The sequence below is a fragment of the Clostridium sp. AM25-23AC genome, assembly GCF_003435125.1.
Lineage (GTDB): Bacteria > Bacillota > Clostridia > Lachnospirales > Lachnospiraceae > Pilosibacter > Pilosibacter fragilis.
Genome location: NZ_QWGI01000012.1, coordinates 43,985 through 59,714, shown reverse-complemented (window position 1 = coordinate 59,714; position 15,730 = coordinate 43,985). Strand labels below are relative to the sequence as shown.

At 45.8% G+C, this 15,730-nt stretch carries 14 protein-coding genes; 6 read left to right on the top strand and 8 right to left on the bottom strand.

Translation table 11 applies throughout. The features are described 5' to 3' along the window. The 6 genes from DW677_RS08955 to DW677_RS08930 all read right to left on the bottom strand — a co-directional run bounded on the left by DW677_RS08955 (position 1) and on the right by DW677_RS08930 (position 6,532). On the bottom strand, positions 1-840 hold the full coding sequence (locus DW677_RS08955; protein ID WP_117472238.1) for a class B sortase: 840 nt from the start codon (positions 838-840) through the stop codon (positions 1-3). A 122-nt stretch (positions 841-962) separates the two neighbouring features. After that, complete coding sequence (locus tag DW677_RS08950) at positions 963-2,306, bottom strand: MATE family efflux transporter (protein ID WP_347473110.1); 1,344 nt, start codon at positions 2,304-2,306, stop codon at positions 963-965. A 123-nt stretch (positions 2,307-2,429) separates the two neighbouring features. Further along, on the bottom strand, positions 2,430-3,473 hold the full coding sequence (locus DW677_RS08945) for a cytidylate kinase-like family protein (protein ID WP_117472234.1): 1,044 nt from the start codon (positions 3,471-3,473) through the stop codon (positions 2,430-2,432). A gap of 15 nt (positions 3,474-3,488) precedes the next feature. After that, positions 3,489-4,934, bottom strand: a complete 1,446-nt coding sequence (locus DW677_RS08940; protein ID WP_117470082.1) for a sodium:proton antiporter — start codon at positions 4,932-4,934, stop codon at positions 3,489-3,491. 421 nt (positions 4,935-5,355) lie between these two features. Continuing rightward, positions 5,356-5,664 carry an AzlD domain-containing protein gene (locus tag DW677_RS08935; RefSeq protein ID WP_117470083.1) on the bottom strand — a complete coding sequence of 103 codons (309 nt, stop codon included), beginning with the start codon at positions 5,662-5,664 and terminating at the stop codon, positions 5,356-5,358. Positions 5,665-5,722: 58 nt separating this feature from the next. Beyond that, the gene (locus DW677_RS08930) at positions 5,723-6,532 is read right to left on the bottom strand and encodes an AzlC family ABC transporter permease (RefSeq protein WP_117470084.1); all 810 of its coding nucleotides are present in this window, start codon (positions 6,530-6,532) and stop codon (positions 5,723-5,725) included. 654 nt (positions 6,533-7,186) lie between these two features. Here DW677_RS08930 and DW677_RS08925 point away from each other — a divergent pair. The 6 genes from DW677_RS08925 (at position 7,187) to DW677_RS08895 (ending at position 12,341) form a co-directional block, all read left to right on the top strand. Further along, positions 7,187-8,296: an SLC13 family permease gene (locus DW677_RS08925; RefSeq protein ID WP_117472232.1), complete on the top strand. Its 1,110-nt coding sequence runs from the start codon at positions 7,187-7,189 to the stop codon at positions 8,294-8,296. A 241-nt stretch (positions 8,297-8,537) separates the two neighbouring features. Continuing rightward, the gene (locus DW677_RS08920) at positions 8,538-9,344 is read left to right on the top strand and encodes an enoyl-CoA hydratase-related protein (protein WP_117472230.1); all 807 of its coding nucleotides are present in this window, start codon (positions 8,538-8,540) and stop codon (positions 9,342-9,344) included. Between the two features lie 873 nt (positions 9,345-10,217). After that, a complete protein-coding gene (locus DW677_RS08910) occupies positions 10,218-10,454 on the top strand; it encodes a hypothetical protein (RefSeq protein WP_015552662.1) in 237 nt (78 codons plus the stop codon). Continuing rightward, complete coding sequence (gene tnpB / locus DW677_RS08905; protein ID WP_147324196.1) at positions 10,448-10,807, top strand: IS66 family insertion sequence element accessory protein TnpB; 360 nt, start codon at positions 10,448-10,450, stop codon at positions 10,805-10,807. The genes DW677_RS08910 and tnpB overlap by 7 nt, the downstream gene beginning before the upstream one ends. A gap of 641 nt (positions 10,808-11,448) precedes the next feature. Continuing rightward, positions 11,449-11,670: a hypothetical protein gene (locus tag DW677_RS08900; RefSeq protein WP_117470087.1), complete on the top strand. Its 222-nt coding sequence runs from the start codon at positions 11,449-11,451 to the stop codon at positions 11,668-11,670. Next, positions 11,667-12,341 (top strand): hypothetical protein, encoded by a 675-nt coding sequence (locus DW677_RS08895; protein ID WP_117470088.1) that lies wholly within the window; start codon positions 11,667-11,669, stop codon positions 12,339-12,341. The genes DW677_RS08900 and DW677_RS08895 overlap by 4 nt, the downstream gene beginning before the upstream one ends. 977 nt (positions 12,342-13,318) lie before the next feature. Here DW677_RS08895 and DW677_RS08885 read toward each other — a convergent pair. Together DW677_RS08885 and DW677_RS08880 are read right to left on the bottom strand one after the other, a co-directional pair. After that, positions 13,319-13,948 carry a transposase gene (locus DW677_RS08885; protein WP_015552708.1) on the bottom strand — a complete coding sequence of 210 codons (630 nt, stop codon included), beginning with the start codon at positions 13,946-13,948 and terminating at the stop codon, positions 13,319-13,321. Between the two features lie 398 nt (positions 13,949-14,346). Beyond that, positions 14,347-15,216: an isocitrate lyase/phosphoenolpyruvate mutase family protein gene (locus DW677_RS08880; protein ID WP_117472226.1), complete on the bottom strand. Its 870-nt coding sequence runs from the start codon at positions 15,214-15,216 to the stop codon at positions 14,347-14,349. Between the last annotated feature and the right edge of the window lie 514 nt (positions 15,217-15,730).

The window sequence follows — 15,730 nt, the reverse complement described above, 5'->3', positions numbered from 1 at the left end:
TTACGGCTCCGCAACCCGTCTCGCCGCCACCACAAACCGTCCATTTTTCGTATGGTAGCTGCATGTGGACAGCATCAGGATCTGATCCTCATACTCCGGGACGATCTCCGTGTCGTAGTCGGAATGTCCTCTGAGCCAGTTCACCAGCTCATCGTATTCCTCCTCCGGAATATCCCCGTCGTAGCGGTAATACCGGAATCCATCCTCATCTTCATAGAGCACCTGCGTCTCCACCGCCGCAAAGACCTCATAAGTCCGCGGTTCTCCGTCGACGTAAAAACGGACGAGCGGATGTTCTTTCCAGTAATCAGCCTTTTTGTAGGAATCAAGGGTTCCGAATATGGACCCGTTTTTCATGTTGTGCCCATAGATGATCAGACACTTCGTGTCCACGCCGGATGCCTCGCCGAGAAACGGGGTTCCGCCAAATGACTTGGAACCATCAAAGGCCCTGTGGAGGTAATATTCCGGATCAGACTCCCGGTCCACCACCGGGTAATCGATCCTTGTATCCGGGATTCTGATCCAACCGACGTAATCGGGATTCTCATTCTTAAGCGCCGCGTATCCGGCAGCCTCCTTTAAGAGTTCTGCCCACTCCGCCGCTTTCTCCTGATCCGTTGTCTCCCCGGCACTCTCCGTCAGATCTGTCGGAGCTTTTTCCTCCGCGTAATCCGCCGCCAGCTTACTCAGGCTGTCGAACGCGTCCGCTTCCTTTTTGGCCGCCAGGTAATCCCGGCCCGCCATAAAGGCGGAGACGCAGAACACCGCGCCGAACACCAGGATTCCTAATTTGTACCACCATGGGCTTTTTTTCTGTTTCTTCTTTCCTTCTGCCATCAGCTCTTTCTCCTTCTGTCAGAGTGCTCCTTTCCGAGTATCCGTGCAAGAAGACCAGTGAGGGAAATTCCCGCAAGTAAAAACCACAGATAGCCATGTGTCACATCACCAGTCTCAGGAACCTAAGTTGTCTTTTCCTTAAGCTCTCTCCCGATCTTTTTTATCACAAAGAGATACGAGACACCCGTAAATACCGCCGCTGCGATCCATGCCGCCGGATCGGCGAAACAGGCGAGCGGATAGCTCAAAAGCTTCATCGCCGCCATGGAGACAATCAGTCTCGCGATGAGCTCCGATACACCTCCCATCATCGGCAGAAAGCCATATCCGCAGCCCTGCATGATATTGCGGAAAATAAAGATCGTGCAGAGCGGCAGGAAAAACATCGCAGTCATATAGCAGTAAGTCTCCGCCCACGGCATCATCGCTGAAATATCCACGTCCCCGGTAAAGAAAAGTCCGAGACATGGTCTGAGCAGCGCACACATGAGTAATGCTACTGTGACGGAATACACAAACTCCGCGAGAAGCGCTGCCTTTACCCCTGCCTTGATCCGCTTTACATCCCCGCATCCGTAGTTCTGTCCGCCGTAGGTCGCCATCGTCTGTCCCATGGCGATCATGCCCTGGATCACGAGACTCTGGAGCTTCGCCGCAGCTGTGTAAGCCGCAACTGCCACGGAACCGAAGAGGTTGATAGCGGACTGCATGATCATGGTTCCCGACGCTGTGATCGCGAACTGAAACGCCATGGGAATCCCGGCCGCAAGCTGGTTTCTCGTGTCGCTTCCGTGGATCTTCCAGTGTTCCCTCTCCGGCTTTAAGGATGGAACCTTCACCCAGATATATCCCGCGCAGAGCACCGCCGAGATCGCCTGGGACAGATTTGTCGCCCAGGCTGCTCCTGCCACACCCATGCCGCCGCGGATGATAAAAAGCAGATCCAGACCCACGTTCAGGCAGGCGGAAAATATCAGGAAAAAGAGTGGGATCTGACTGTTTCCCACCGCCCGCAGATAGGAGGAAAACAGGTTGTAGAAGATATTTGCCGTGAGTCCGACGCTGATTCCCATGATATACGTGTAGGCATCCTGAAAGATATCTGACGGCGTATTCATCAGGTGCAAAAGCGGGTTCATGATCGCCACACAGACCAGTGTCAGGATGACCGCTGCGATCACCGCCAGGATCATTCCGTTTGCCACGCTGCGTTTCACACCTTTTTCATCCCCTGCCCCATACCGTTGGGCGGTAAGGATCGAAAAACCGGCAGTGATTCCCTGAGCAAAGCCGGTCGCCAGAAACATGATCGTTCCGGTGGAGCCGACCGCCGCCAGCGCCCCGGCACCGACGCAGCGGCCGACGATGATCGTGTCCGCCATATTATAAAGCTGCTGAAAGATATTTCCGATCACCAATGGAATCGTAAATTGCAAAATCACCGGCAGCGGTTTTCCTTTTGTCATATCGAGCTGCATGCTGTTGATCCTTTCTTTTTACATAAAAATGCCTGACTGATATCAGCCAGGCATCAAAATCATAATTTGTCATGTCCGGCAAACAGGCCGGCAGCACATTTCATTTGGGGATCATTCCGATTTTTTCTTATCCTTATCGTGACCGATCATTCTCAGAATAAAATCGACAGTACCGTCAATTCCGTAGCTTGCGCTGTTGATGCATAGATCATAGTTATTCGCGTTTCCCCAGCTTCTTCCGGTATAAAAATTGTAATAATGCGCATGTTTTTTGTCAAGTTTTTTCAGGAAATGGCGCGCTTTTTTCCGGTCTAATCCGGAGTTTACCTCGATCGCGCGCTGGATCCTCTGCTCGATCGGTGCAGTGATATAGATACTGATATGCGGAATACCGTTGTTCGTTAAGATCGCATCGGCACAGCGGCCCATGATAATAAAGTCTTCCTTTTTCGCCATATCACAGATCAGATCGCTCTGGTTGAAGAAGACGGCATCCTGACGGTTCAGGCCGTGGTAACGGCTGAAATATTTGATATGATCCTTCAGGGACATATGGGTCACTGCCTCAAACTCGCTCGCCGGACTCTGCTGCAGTTCCTCAGAGACGTGGGCATATCCCGCCGCGTCACGGATCGTCTTATCTTTCTCCGCGTCGAGGCGTTTTAATACTGCCGCGAAAATATCGGCATCGTAGTAGTTAATATGAAGCTTATCCGCAAGCTTGAAGCCGACATCGATTCCGCCGCTTCCGTATGTCCAGCTGATGCAGATAATCAGATGGTCGTCGTTGGAGAAACGGTTCGCTACGTTGAAGCTGTTTAACTTCGCGAGGATCGGGTCGATCACATCGCCGCTGGCGAAGCTTGTCGGAAGGCTCATGACCTCATTGAGGATGCGGTTGTACTCGGTCATACACATCGCGCGTTCTTCTTTATCCTCGATGGTACGGGCCATGTTCGCGATCAATCCAAGCTCGCTGCGGACTAAATGTCCCTGCGGTCTTGTGGTCAGAAGCTCTGTGAGCTCATTCACACAGCGCTCTCTGTCACGGTTGAAAACACGTCCCAGGGAGGAACCCAGGTGGACATAGACCTCCGCGTCCAGATCGTAGATATGTTCTGCCAGTTCTTTGATTTCTTCTTTCGTTGCAGCCATATTTCCTCCCCCTTCCTATAAAAAGAATACCAGAGTATCCACAATGAATACCGGAACAAGAATTCCAAAGGACCAGATCAGATATCCGAAGAATGAAGGCATCCGGATACCGTTCTCATCCGCAATGGATTTGACCATGAAGTTCGGCGCGTTACCGATATATGTATTCGCGCCCATAAATACAGCACCACAGGAGATCGCTTCCAGCATCTTGACCGGAACGGTTCCGAGGGCCGTCACCATGCCCTGTGACAATCCTAAGGCGCCTGCTGTTGTCAGGAATACCAGATAGGTCGGCGTATTGTCGAGGAAGCTGGATAACAGACCGGTCGCCCAGAACATCTCAAACGGTTCTGTGATCCCAAGCTCCGCTCCGTTTGCCTTTAAGATCATAAGCGCCGGCTGCATCGTGATAAAGATACCGACGAAGAGAACTGCGACCTCGTGGATCGCGCCCCAGGTAAAGTGGTTCTCTCGGCGGATCGATCCATCCGTCGTCTTAAAGGACAGAAATGCGGATACAAGGATGATCACACACTCAATGATCGCCGGATAGGATAATGTAACTTCTCCGAATACATGAATCCCGAGGACATTTCCTGCGGCATCCTGAAACATCGGCATGGACGGCAGGGTACCGCTTAAGATAACGGCGATCACGATCATAATGATAAAGATCAGGTTGTGGCTGCCGCGGATCTTCACCTCAGTACCAGGTTTGCTGATATCCGGCTTTAAGCCTGCCGCGATATCTTTTCTATATGCCTTCATATCAAAATGATAGAAGATGAACAGCAGGATGATCATATTGAAGATCAGGATCGGTAAAAGCTTTAAGCTCCAGAAGAACGGGACGCCCCGCATGAATCCCATGAGCAGAGGCGGATCTCCGATCGGAGTCAGGCAGCCGCCCATGTTGGACACCATAAAGATAAAGAAGATCACGATGTGGCGTCTTCTCTTTCTCCACGCGTTCATCTTGATGATCGGACGGATCATTAACATACTGGCACCGGTGGTTCCGATCCAGCTGGATAACAGGGTTCCGAGTGCCAGAAGTCCCACATTGATCCTCGGGGAACCAGCGAGATCACCTGACAGGGTAATATTACCGGACACACAGAACAATCCAAAAAGAAGGACGATGAATGTCAGGTAGTCGTTTATGATACATTCCAGTGTCGTCTCCGCTGCCTTCGGCACACCGTACTTCACGGCGAACGGGATCAGGAACAGCAGGGACCAGAACACGACCGCATGCGGCTGGTGCGCCTCCCACCACTCTGCTTTCACAAGCGGAAGGACCGCGATGCAGAGCAGGAGTCCTGCAAATGGAATACAAAGCCATAACGGCGTCTGTGCTGCCGCCCCGGCAGCCTCTGGTTCTGCCGCAAGCGCTGTAACTGCAGTCTGGTTTAAGACCGCCAGAAGTCCTGCGCAGAATGCAAATAATTTCTTCATGGGTAAACCTCCATGTAATCAGCTTTTATGAGCCATTACTCTTTTTTTTCGCTCAACACGGCTACTGATTATAACAACTTTCCCGCACAAATACAAGTACGATTCTTCCAAATAATTGCCAAATTTCCGCGTAGAAAATCAGCATTTTTGCCAAAATGGAATATATTTCGTATTGTGAAATTTCAGACAATGGGATTTTATCTCATTTATTTTACAACGTTAAAGCATTGGTCTGGGATACCGCCGCATTCCGTTTTTCTGCGCCATGTACTGCTTTTTTTTCTTGGTTTTTCACGCCCTGCGAGAATGCCGTAATCGGTCTTCTATAAAGTAAAAAAGCAGCACGGTCATTTGATTGATGGATGATCAGATACCGAAACTGCTTTTGTTTTATTTAATATATGTGTTTTATGTATTTTTACTACACTAAGAAAAATTCCGTAATGAATACCATCGCGCAGCAGATCACCGCAACGGACAGGAGACTTCTTCCGCACCATGCCGCGATGATTCCGATGACCAGCGCCAGCGCCGCCGACACCGTACTGTTTGTGGCGGAGAGGATCGCCGGAAACGTCATAACAGCTAACGTCACATATGGGACGTAATATAAGAATGACTGGATAAACTGATTTTTGATCGGTTTCCGGATCAATGTGAGCGGCAGGACACGGATCATGTAAGAGACACCCGCCATCACCGCAATATAGAGATAAATATTCTTTTCCATGTTTTTTCTGTGTTCCTTCTTAATTTAACAAGACAATTTTCAAAAACTTCTTTTTCTTTTAAGCGCCCTGTTTTGCCGCGTCTGCAGAATGGACATGAGTTTCTTCCGTTGTTTCCTTGGAAGTATCAGCCGCGCTGTCCTCTGCCGGATGCGGGAAGAGAATCGCTGCTGCGGATGAGAGCACAACAGTCAGAATGATCGTTCTCGTGCCGCTGGAGATCGATGAGATCCCCGGCAGATGCTCCGCAAGGTAGCTTGCCGCGAAGCTGATGGCGATGAGCCCTGCAAGGATGCGGCTCTTTCTCGCCGGTGGAATTATGATCGCAAGGAACATTCCGTAGAGTGCCACGCTGAAGGCGCTCACAAGACGCCACGGCATCAGATTACCTGCCAGCGCACCGAGGGCTGTTCCGACAGCCCAGCCGGGAAGTGCTAATGCGATTGCCCCGTACATATACCAGGGATTTAAGCAGCCCGGTCTTGCAATCGTAATTCCGAACAGCTCATCGGTAATATCAAATGCCATGAGAAGCCTGTGGAAAAACGGCATATCCGGATCCATTCTCTGGCTCATGGCACAGCTCATCAGTAAATATCTCGCGTTCGCGATCAGTGTCACGATCGCCATCTCAATATACGCTGCCCCCGCGGCGATCATCGTAAAGCCCGCGTATTCCCCTGCGGACGCGTTGCAGAGTGCGCTTGTGATCATTCCCTGAATCGGTGTCATCCCGACATTCCGCGCCACGATTCCCAGTGAAAAAGATACCGCAAAATACCCGAGCGCGATCGGCACCCCGTCCCGGGCTCCATCCCGGAATGCCCGCCGGTTTCCAACACTGGCGATTGAAAACTTGTTGTTCCCCATAATATTCCTCCCTCAAACAGAAACAGCAGACATCCTGTCCTGTTTATGCGCTGCCATTCCGCGTAAATTAGCGGCACCCAGGAATTTTCATCCAGAGCTGCCGCTTTCCATTATTCTGACATCATTGTCTATACGGGCATGAAAGAAGCCCAAACAGTAACTGATTTTGCCGATGCTTCGCATTCCAAATCGGCAAAATCCACTGCCACCACTGTATTGTACGGAATTTTCAGGTCAGAAAATTCCTACCTGTGTGCAATGACCAAACATGTACAGTATACTCTTCTTCTTTACATTCGTAAAGCCACTGTTTATAATAATTACAGAAGTTTTGCGGTTGGTTACTGTTCACGCCTTGCGCAAACAGTAACTGATTTTGCCGATGCTTCGCATTCCAAATCGGCAAAATCCACTACCACCACTGTATTGTACGGAATTTTCAGTTCAGAAAATTCCTACCCGTGTACAGTAACACGGTTGTTCCTATCCCGCGAGGATACGCAGTGACTCTGATAGGATTTGTCAGCTTCGCTGACCAGAATCACGCGCCAGGTCTTTCGGATGTTCGACTTGAATTGCAGGGCGGCACTTTGTATACAGTTTTTCTGTCTTCTGCCGCATGCATGATATTTATATAAGGAAGGAAATCGATCCATGTCATTCATAAAAAAAGAACCAGTCCTTTCCGCGGCAGCGGTTCTGGCGGTCCTCTCCATGTTTTTTGTCGCTCCGTCACCGGAGTATCTGACTTACATTGACTTCCGCACTCTGGCACTCCTCTTCTCCCTGATGACGGTGGTCGCCGGGCTGAAGGAGATCGGTCTGTTCCGTTATCTCGGATCATCCCTGCTCGCCGGAATGCATTCCACACGCCGGCTTGCCTTCACCCTGACAGCACTCTGCTTTTTCTCCAGCATGCTGATCACGAACGACGTGTCCCTGATCACATTTGTCCCGTTTTCCATCCTGATCCTCAATATGGCTGGACTTCCGGAACTCATGATCCCTGTGATCGTCCTTCAGACCATCGCCGCGAACCTCGGCAGTATGGCAACACCCATCGGGAATCCACAGAACCTGTATCTCTACTCTTCCTTTGGTCTCTCTGCCGGTGAGCTTGTGGGATACATGCTGCCGTTAACGGTACTCTCAGCCCTGCTGCTTGTAGCTGCCGTTTTTCTGCTGAAAAATAAAGCCATCACCCTCAGCCGGACCTCCCTTCACCAGGACGGCTGTCCCACGAAGACTTCTCTGATCTTCTATCTGGCGCTTTTTCTCGTCTGTCTGGGCTGCGTCGTTCGGATCTATTCCTGGCCGATCATGTTTTTCATCATCCTGGCCGCTGTTCTCATAAAGGACCGCTCGTTGTTTATCCGGGTCGACTACTTTCTGCTCCTGACATTCGTCTGCTTTTTTATCTTTATCGGCAATATGGAACGGATCCCTGCGATCTCCGGACTCCTCACGAAGCTGATCTCCGGTCATGAATTTCCGGCAGGTGTTCTCTTAAGCCAGTGCATCAGCAATGTCCCCGCAGCGATCCTGCTCTCCGGCTTTACCGGTGCAGTGCGTCCTCTGCTTTTTGGTGTGAATGTCGGCGGTCTTGGAACCCTGATCGCATCCATGGCAAGCGTGATCTCCTACCGGGCCTACGCTGAGATTCCGGAAGCAAAGTCAGGAACGTACATGATGGTATTCACCCTTTACAATCTCATATTTCTCATAATTATGTGCGCGGCGGGGTGGATGCTGCTCTCTCTGTAAATCAAGTGTGCGGATGGTTCAATCATTACGTCTGTAACAGAATTTCATATTGTGATATAGAATGCAATACTTTTTCGCTTTGTGATATTGTCCAGGATTTTTCGATTCTGGACAATATTTTTTTGCAAATTTTACGTTAAAACCAGTTTCAAGGGCTTGACATTCTGTGTGAAATTCCATATAATGAAATCAGTTCCACAATATGGTATATTGAGAGAGTAAATAGAGGAGGAGATATTCTATGGCAGACTTGATCTACGAAGTACACAACCACCTTGCACGCATCACACTGAATCGTCCGAAGCAGCTCAACTGTTTCAGCGAGGAGATGATCCGTCTCTGGACAGAAGCGTTGGAAGATGTCCGTGACAACGATGATGTATATGCACTTCTGCTTTCCGGAAACGGAAAAGCGTTCTGCGCAGGCGGTGACGTCAAGGCAATGGCAGCCGGTGACGGATTCTTCGAAAGTCATGAAGATATCTCCTCCACAGCCCTCGCAAGAAAGAATTCACTCTGGAAGGGAATCCAAAGAATTCCGCTTCTTTTAGAAGAAATCGATAAACCGGTGGTTGCCAAGATCCATGGTGCCGCAGTCGGTGCCGGTCTTGACATGGCTCTCATGTGCGATGTGCGGATCGCCGGGGAGAGTGCTTCCATGTCGGAAAGCTATTTTAATGCCGGAATTGTACCTGGTGACGGCGGAGCATATTTCCTGCCCCGTCTCGTCGGCCGGGACAAAGCTTTAGACCTGTTCTGGACAGCCCGCACATTAAAGGGAAAAGAAGCCGCAGATATGGGTCTCGTTACCCACTGCGTCCCGGATGCAGAGCTTGACGCATTTGTGGAGCAGTATATGGAGAAGCTTCTGGCAGCGCCGCAGCAGGCTATGCGCCTCACAAAACGCGCAGTCGTACAGGGTGAGCAGAGTTCTCTGCGCGCCTCCTTAGATCTTATCTCCTCTTTCATGGGAATCGTCACCGAACTCGACGACTACCGTCAGAGGACCAGCGCCCTCGTTGCGAAACTGCAGCGGAAAGCGCAGTAAAACAGCCCATTAACAAACCTGAAAATAGAAAACCCATCACACAAGAAAAAGCTGTCCCTCGCGGGCAGCTTTTTCTTGTGGTCTCAATTCCCCGCCAGGATATTTTTTCGTAGTTTTCCGATTCACCGCTTCGCCGACCTGCTTACGGCCTTTCGGAGATCCTTCTGCCTCAGCTCTCCTGTCCGCGCTTATTGGGATCCGCTTCGTGCTTGGAAATTCCGGAAAAAATGGCTATCGTCGGTGCCGTTATCGTCCTCACAGCCGTGTCCGTGCGATCTGTTTACAGAATCTGGTCGGAGGATCATGACTGGACAGCAGCCCAGATATCATAGTAATTATCGCGAAATTTTTCTAAGGGGAATTTAAGGTTAAATTCCTTGATAAGATGACGGAATGCAGAAACGGAAAGTTTGGAACGTTGTTGATAAAAAGCAGATCCGGTAGGAACCGAGGAATCATACTCAAAAAATTTAAGAAGTTCATGATTTAGACTTCCGCTTTCCATGGAAATAATCAGACGCATCATTTTCTTAAAATCAAGTTTGCGTTTGCGGATAAAATCTTTACCTGGATTGTAAGCGATGAATAACCTGCCGTCTTTTCATCAGCCAAGATCTGTGTAACAATCATTCTAATGAGTTTGGACAGTGGACAAGTTTGGTTCAAATCTGGACACATCCTGTCTAACACACTCATAATACACAGGAATGGAGTTGGGCAAGAATGGTTCAAAGACACCCAAGACGTACGGATCAGGAATGGATGGCGCTGATTCAGGAATGCCGCACCAGTGGTCTTACAGATAAAGCATGGTGTGAGCAACATCACATACAACGCAGCAACTTTTACTATCATATCCGGAGATTTCGAAGCATGGCTTGTGAAATACCAGATAATCCGATGTCTTCCTGCCCGGAACAGCATGAAGTTGTGGCAATTGATTTTTCTGGTGCTGATACGGTTGCAGTAGGTGAGCAACTTCCTGATCGTACCACTGTTTCCGCCCCGGCCATTCGTTTGGTCTTTTCTGGTTTTTCTGTGGAAATCCAGAATTCGGCAGCCTGCGAAACGATTCGAAACACAATCGCAGCGCTGCAGCAACTGTGTTAGGCGAACTGTCCGGCGTAGCAAAGATTTTTATCATTACCGGCCGGACAGATATGCGAAAAAGCTTTGATGGATTGATGGCCATTATTCGCGATACTTATAAGCTGGATCCTTATGCCAACGCGCTCTATCTGTTTTGCGGCAGGGACAGTCGGAAGTTAAAAGCACTCCATTATGACAAAGATGGATTTGTTCTCTACCAGAAACGTCTGGATGAGAATGGTCGTTTCCAATGGCCACGCAATGCTTCGGAAGCAAGGCTTTTAACCAGGCAGGAATTCCGCTGGCTGATGGAAGGCCTTGCAATCGACCAGCCAAAAGTCATCCGTCCTTCTAAAGAAAAGAAGGATTTCTGATTTTTGTCTAAAAAGCCGAAATTAAAAAATTTTTTTACTAGAAAAAATGTGGCTTTTTGCAATTATCCACAAGCTTTCGTGGATGCAAAAACTTATTCGTGTAATTCTGGTTTGATGTTTACGTGGATGTGGATAAGTAATCGCAAATAGCTCTGATTTTTCTATTTTCGCTTCAACTTCAGCATTGTGACTTATCGTCAAAATGACGGTGCTATTTTCCGTCCGATTTGCCAGAAAAATCAGTGGAGGATTCAACAGGTAGAAATGACATCTTTCTCTAAGTCTGCTAGAAGCTGCTCCGCATTGATTAGAAAATTATTTAAGCCCAGTTTGGACAAAAGAAATCGAGATTACGTTTATTACTATACTTTAAAGAAAAAAAATAAACAGACTATCAAAAATAACCCAGTTCAATTATAAATCTTGTAGCTTATATGTTTTATATTTTCTTACGATTTCTTGCATATCGATAAAATGCATTGTGTATTCACTCGCCCCATGATAATATCAAGACATAAAACGAATAATTTAAAAATAACGCCATTGTTTTTAGATAATTATATTTAACAAGAGGAGATGATGCCATTGAATACATAAATCATTGTAACATATTAAATAAAAATTCTAAATGAGGTGATTCTATGATAAAAAACAAGTGTTTTAAATCTTCTATTGCCGCACTAAGTATTATTTCTTTGTCTGTAATGTCAACATTTGTAGCTATGGCGACGTCACAAAACGATAGCGATTCATCAGTACTGATGAAAAATGTTGTTGAATCAGATACCAATATCCTTTCTATTGATGGAAGTGTAGATCTTGAAGAAAAAATTACACTTTGTGATATGAAGGAGATACCATGAAAAAGTTGATTAGTGATTATGAAGATGAAAAAGTAGATGCGTTGATAAGGAAAGCGGTGAAAGAGGAGGCAGAAAATATAAATGCACCAGATAGGATTAAAGAAGAAATTGATGAAAAAATAGGGAGAAATCACATTATGAGTAAAAATGTAAATAAGAAAATAGGCATCTACATATTGGCAGGAATTATCTTGCTTGTAATCATCATTGCAATTTCAGTAATTGCAACAGGGAAAAAGGTTCCGCAAAGTGGCGAAGTTTCCAATCCAACATTTACTGATGAGGATGGCAAGGTCTATGTTGCTGCTTTTCTGAAAGAGATGACAGAAAACAATTTAATGGTTGATGTGATAGAGTTTATTACAGATGACAATGAGGAAAAGATAAGAGAGTTGAACCTTACGGAAGATGATATGCCGGATGGCTATTATATATACAATCCCGATACGGAAACTATTGTATGGAAACTGGATGCACAGACAGTATATACTTTTATTGATTGGAACGGGGACTTTTCCGATTCTGAGTATCCGGAGGAATATACCACAACAGATGTGCAGGAGTTCAAAAAGTATATTGAAACATATGAGAATGCGACTCCGGGGATGCCGTTTTTCTTTCAGATAGAAGATGATGTAATAAGGCTCGTTCTGGAAAAGCCTTTCGCATGACAATGGAAGTGGCAAGATGATGATTCAGTGAAAATATCTTGTAGACTCGTATTTCTTACATCCGTCGTCAAAATATAAAAATGAGTGTTATCTTATTAGTAACAAAGTAAGTAGAAGTTACTTTGAAATTTTTATAACATGCAAAAGGGTTATATACGAAATCTGGTATTACGAAATCAGAATTTAATGCTTTTCAAAAAGAGGTCTATGACACTATTTCACCAGCAGTCTGGGGGATTCCTACAGTAGATTCGCTCATTAGTAGAGCTGAGGAATTTGCTTCCAATCATAAGGTGGATTTAAAGGCAACTAGAAGTTCTTCAGCATGGTCAGAAGTTAATGTGAGAAAATATATTGCTACGGGCTTAAATAAAGAATCGCCAGTTCTGTTGCTTACATGGAACTCGCCTATACCTGATTTGGAACAACATTGGGTTACTGTAACACGTATTTACGACGCTGGTAGTGGGACTAAAATGGTAACTTCTAACTGGGCTGGAAAAGAAATCTACGATTTTCCAACGTGGGTTAACGGGGGAAGTCTTTATAAGGGTGTAATTTATTTTGAATAAACAGGAGTATAGTCAAAATGATTACAGGGTTAATTAGCATAATAGTACCACTCCTTTTTAATTCAGTTTTTATTGGACTTGTAAGTCTCTTCTTTTTCATTTGTTGTGTTTTATTAATGACAAGAAAAGGGACATCATTCTTTCGATATCTAATGTATACATATGTTATCATTTGCTTACTATTTTTTACTTTTTTGCTATGGTGTGTAATTGGTTTTGGTAATAACACCCCCAAAGCTGCTCCTGTTCCATATTATATATAGAAAATAAGTTTCATCCAAAAGAGGGCTGTCGCCTAGCAATATTTGCTAATACGGCAGCCCTGCTTTATGTCAAAATGATATCGAAAATTAAACGCTCCATAGCAAGTACTGAACCAGTCAAAAGCCGCTTTTGCGGCTTGGCTTAATTGATCTTCTTTGGTTTTCGAATACTCTCCGGCAAATTTTTTGACCACGGGATCAGATCATCTAAGAAAGATCGGTCTGTATCATCCATATGTTTCGGAATCTCTGTCAGAAGATATTCAAAGTACTCATATGGCTTTAAATTATTCGCTTTTGCTGTTTCTGCAATGCTGTAAATGATATCGGATGATTTTGCACCATTGATGGTATCGATCATCTGCCAGTTTTTCTTACCGACACAGAATCCGCGGATCGCACGCTCGGATGCATTATTGTCCATTGGAACATCCCCATCGGTCAGGAAAACCCGGAGGTATTTTTCCTGATTTAATACATAAATGAAAGCTTCCCTCAGTTTTTCCGTACCGACTTCATTTTCGTGTTGTTTCAGGTACACAAATAAAGCATCTACCAGTGGTTTTACAACCACCTGACGCTGAACAAGTCTTTCTTTTGATGAAAGTTCTTTGAGTTTTCCTTCCTCCCGGTAGATCGCCTGGATCTGCTTTATGATCAGGAACGAATCGGCACTGACTTTTTCCAATTGCTCCTGCTGGTTCAAAAACATCTGGATCAGCATAGACTTGTCAACGCTATTTAGTTGTTCTTCTGTGTACTTGATCGCCATGGCAGGAACTCCTTTTCTTCATGAGTTCATTGTACCAGATTTTTACAGTTTCTGCCACCTGGCGGCTGTTTCCCTTTCGTCATTATGACGGTGGATAACAATACAGAACATCTGGGATATTTCCATGAAATTCCAGATGCTCTGTACTGCTATCCACAAATCCAGTGTATATTTTTTCGAAAAATCGTGTGGTTCGATTTTTGAGGATCGGATGCTGTGGATAAATGCAGTAAAACGAAACGAACGCTTTTTCATCGGTGAAACAGTGGAAATTTTTTCTCTATAATGCACAAATACTACATCAATCTTTTTGGATTGTCATTTGGGCGTATTGGATGTTTCGGTATGTCATTCAGACACTCCTTTCTGAGCAATCAGCTTTTCTCCTGTATATCTCCTCATTCGTTATAATATGGTGTATACTTTTCTACCAGTGAAAACTGTCCCATCATGCGATGAATCTTCGTTGGCGGATTTGTCATTTTGTCTCTCACTGCAAGCGTTGTTCCCTGTTCTGCCAATGCCCCAAGAACATCAATCATTCCCTGCGCTGCTGCCAGCATGGCGGAGATTGGAAATAAACCAATACAGTAATTTAATGCCTTGACCTGCTCTGTAGGAAGTCCGCCGACAAATCCTTTCTCATTCAGATTTACCATAAGCGGAATTTTGGCTTCTCTGGAAATCTTTTCCAGATTCTCCACGGACTTGATTCCATCCACATATGCATAATCGGCGCCGCACTCCTTCGCAAGATTGATTCTTCTGATTGCTTCATCGACACCAAAATCATACAACTCTGCGCATGTACGGTAGATGATCACAAAGTCATCAGAAACTGCAGTTCTCACAGCTTTGATCTTGGGTCCCATTAACTCCCAATCGATGATCTCATTTTTAGCCGGATGATTGGCCGGAAGAACTTTATCATCAATCTGAAGTCCTGCCGCTCCAAGCTGCTCATACATAGCTCCGGTATTTGCAGCCTGAATTGCATTTCCAAATCCATTATCCGCATCTGCAATCAGCGGAGCATGAACGGAAGACACAATATGTTGGATCGCTGTTCCAAATTCTGCCAGACTCAAAAATCCAAAATCCGGGCGTCCTAATACACTGTAGGCAAGTGCTCCACCGGAAAGAAATAATGCCTGAAATCCTGCTTCCTCTGCAATCTTAGCAGAAAGGCAATCATATACACCCGGAAGTGTCAAAAAAGATGTCTCACTTAAAATTTTTCTTAATTCTTTTGCATGTTCGTTCTGCATAATCAACTCTCCTATCTGTCATATTGTCTTTTTGTTAATAAGCACTTACGAAACGCGTTTTCGTTAAAATGACTATTTTTATGTCATTTATTGTCTTTTGATGTACATATTATACGATAATATGCTATTATTTTTCCAATACTTGTTCAAACATACTATTATGTTAAAATAAGCATCTCTCAAGGAAACTCATTTAGAGCAGGACAAACGATTCCTTGTTGATCTTTCCTTTCGTCTGAACATTTACCTCTTCAACTTGCTCTATCACGGAAACGCATAGAAAATTTCTTTCCATTTTTTATTTATACATCTATGTATCATAACCTATAACCACAAACTCTTCATTGTCACATTTCAAAAACCGTTATATAATGAATACAGCGTAACTGTTCAGCACCTCACAGTTACGCGCAAAATCCATTCCAAAGCGGCGGTGCCGATAGGATTTTTGCTTTCTATTATAATATAAGTTTTTTTACGGTCAGCGCAGTAAATGCGCAGACCTGCTGAACAG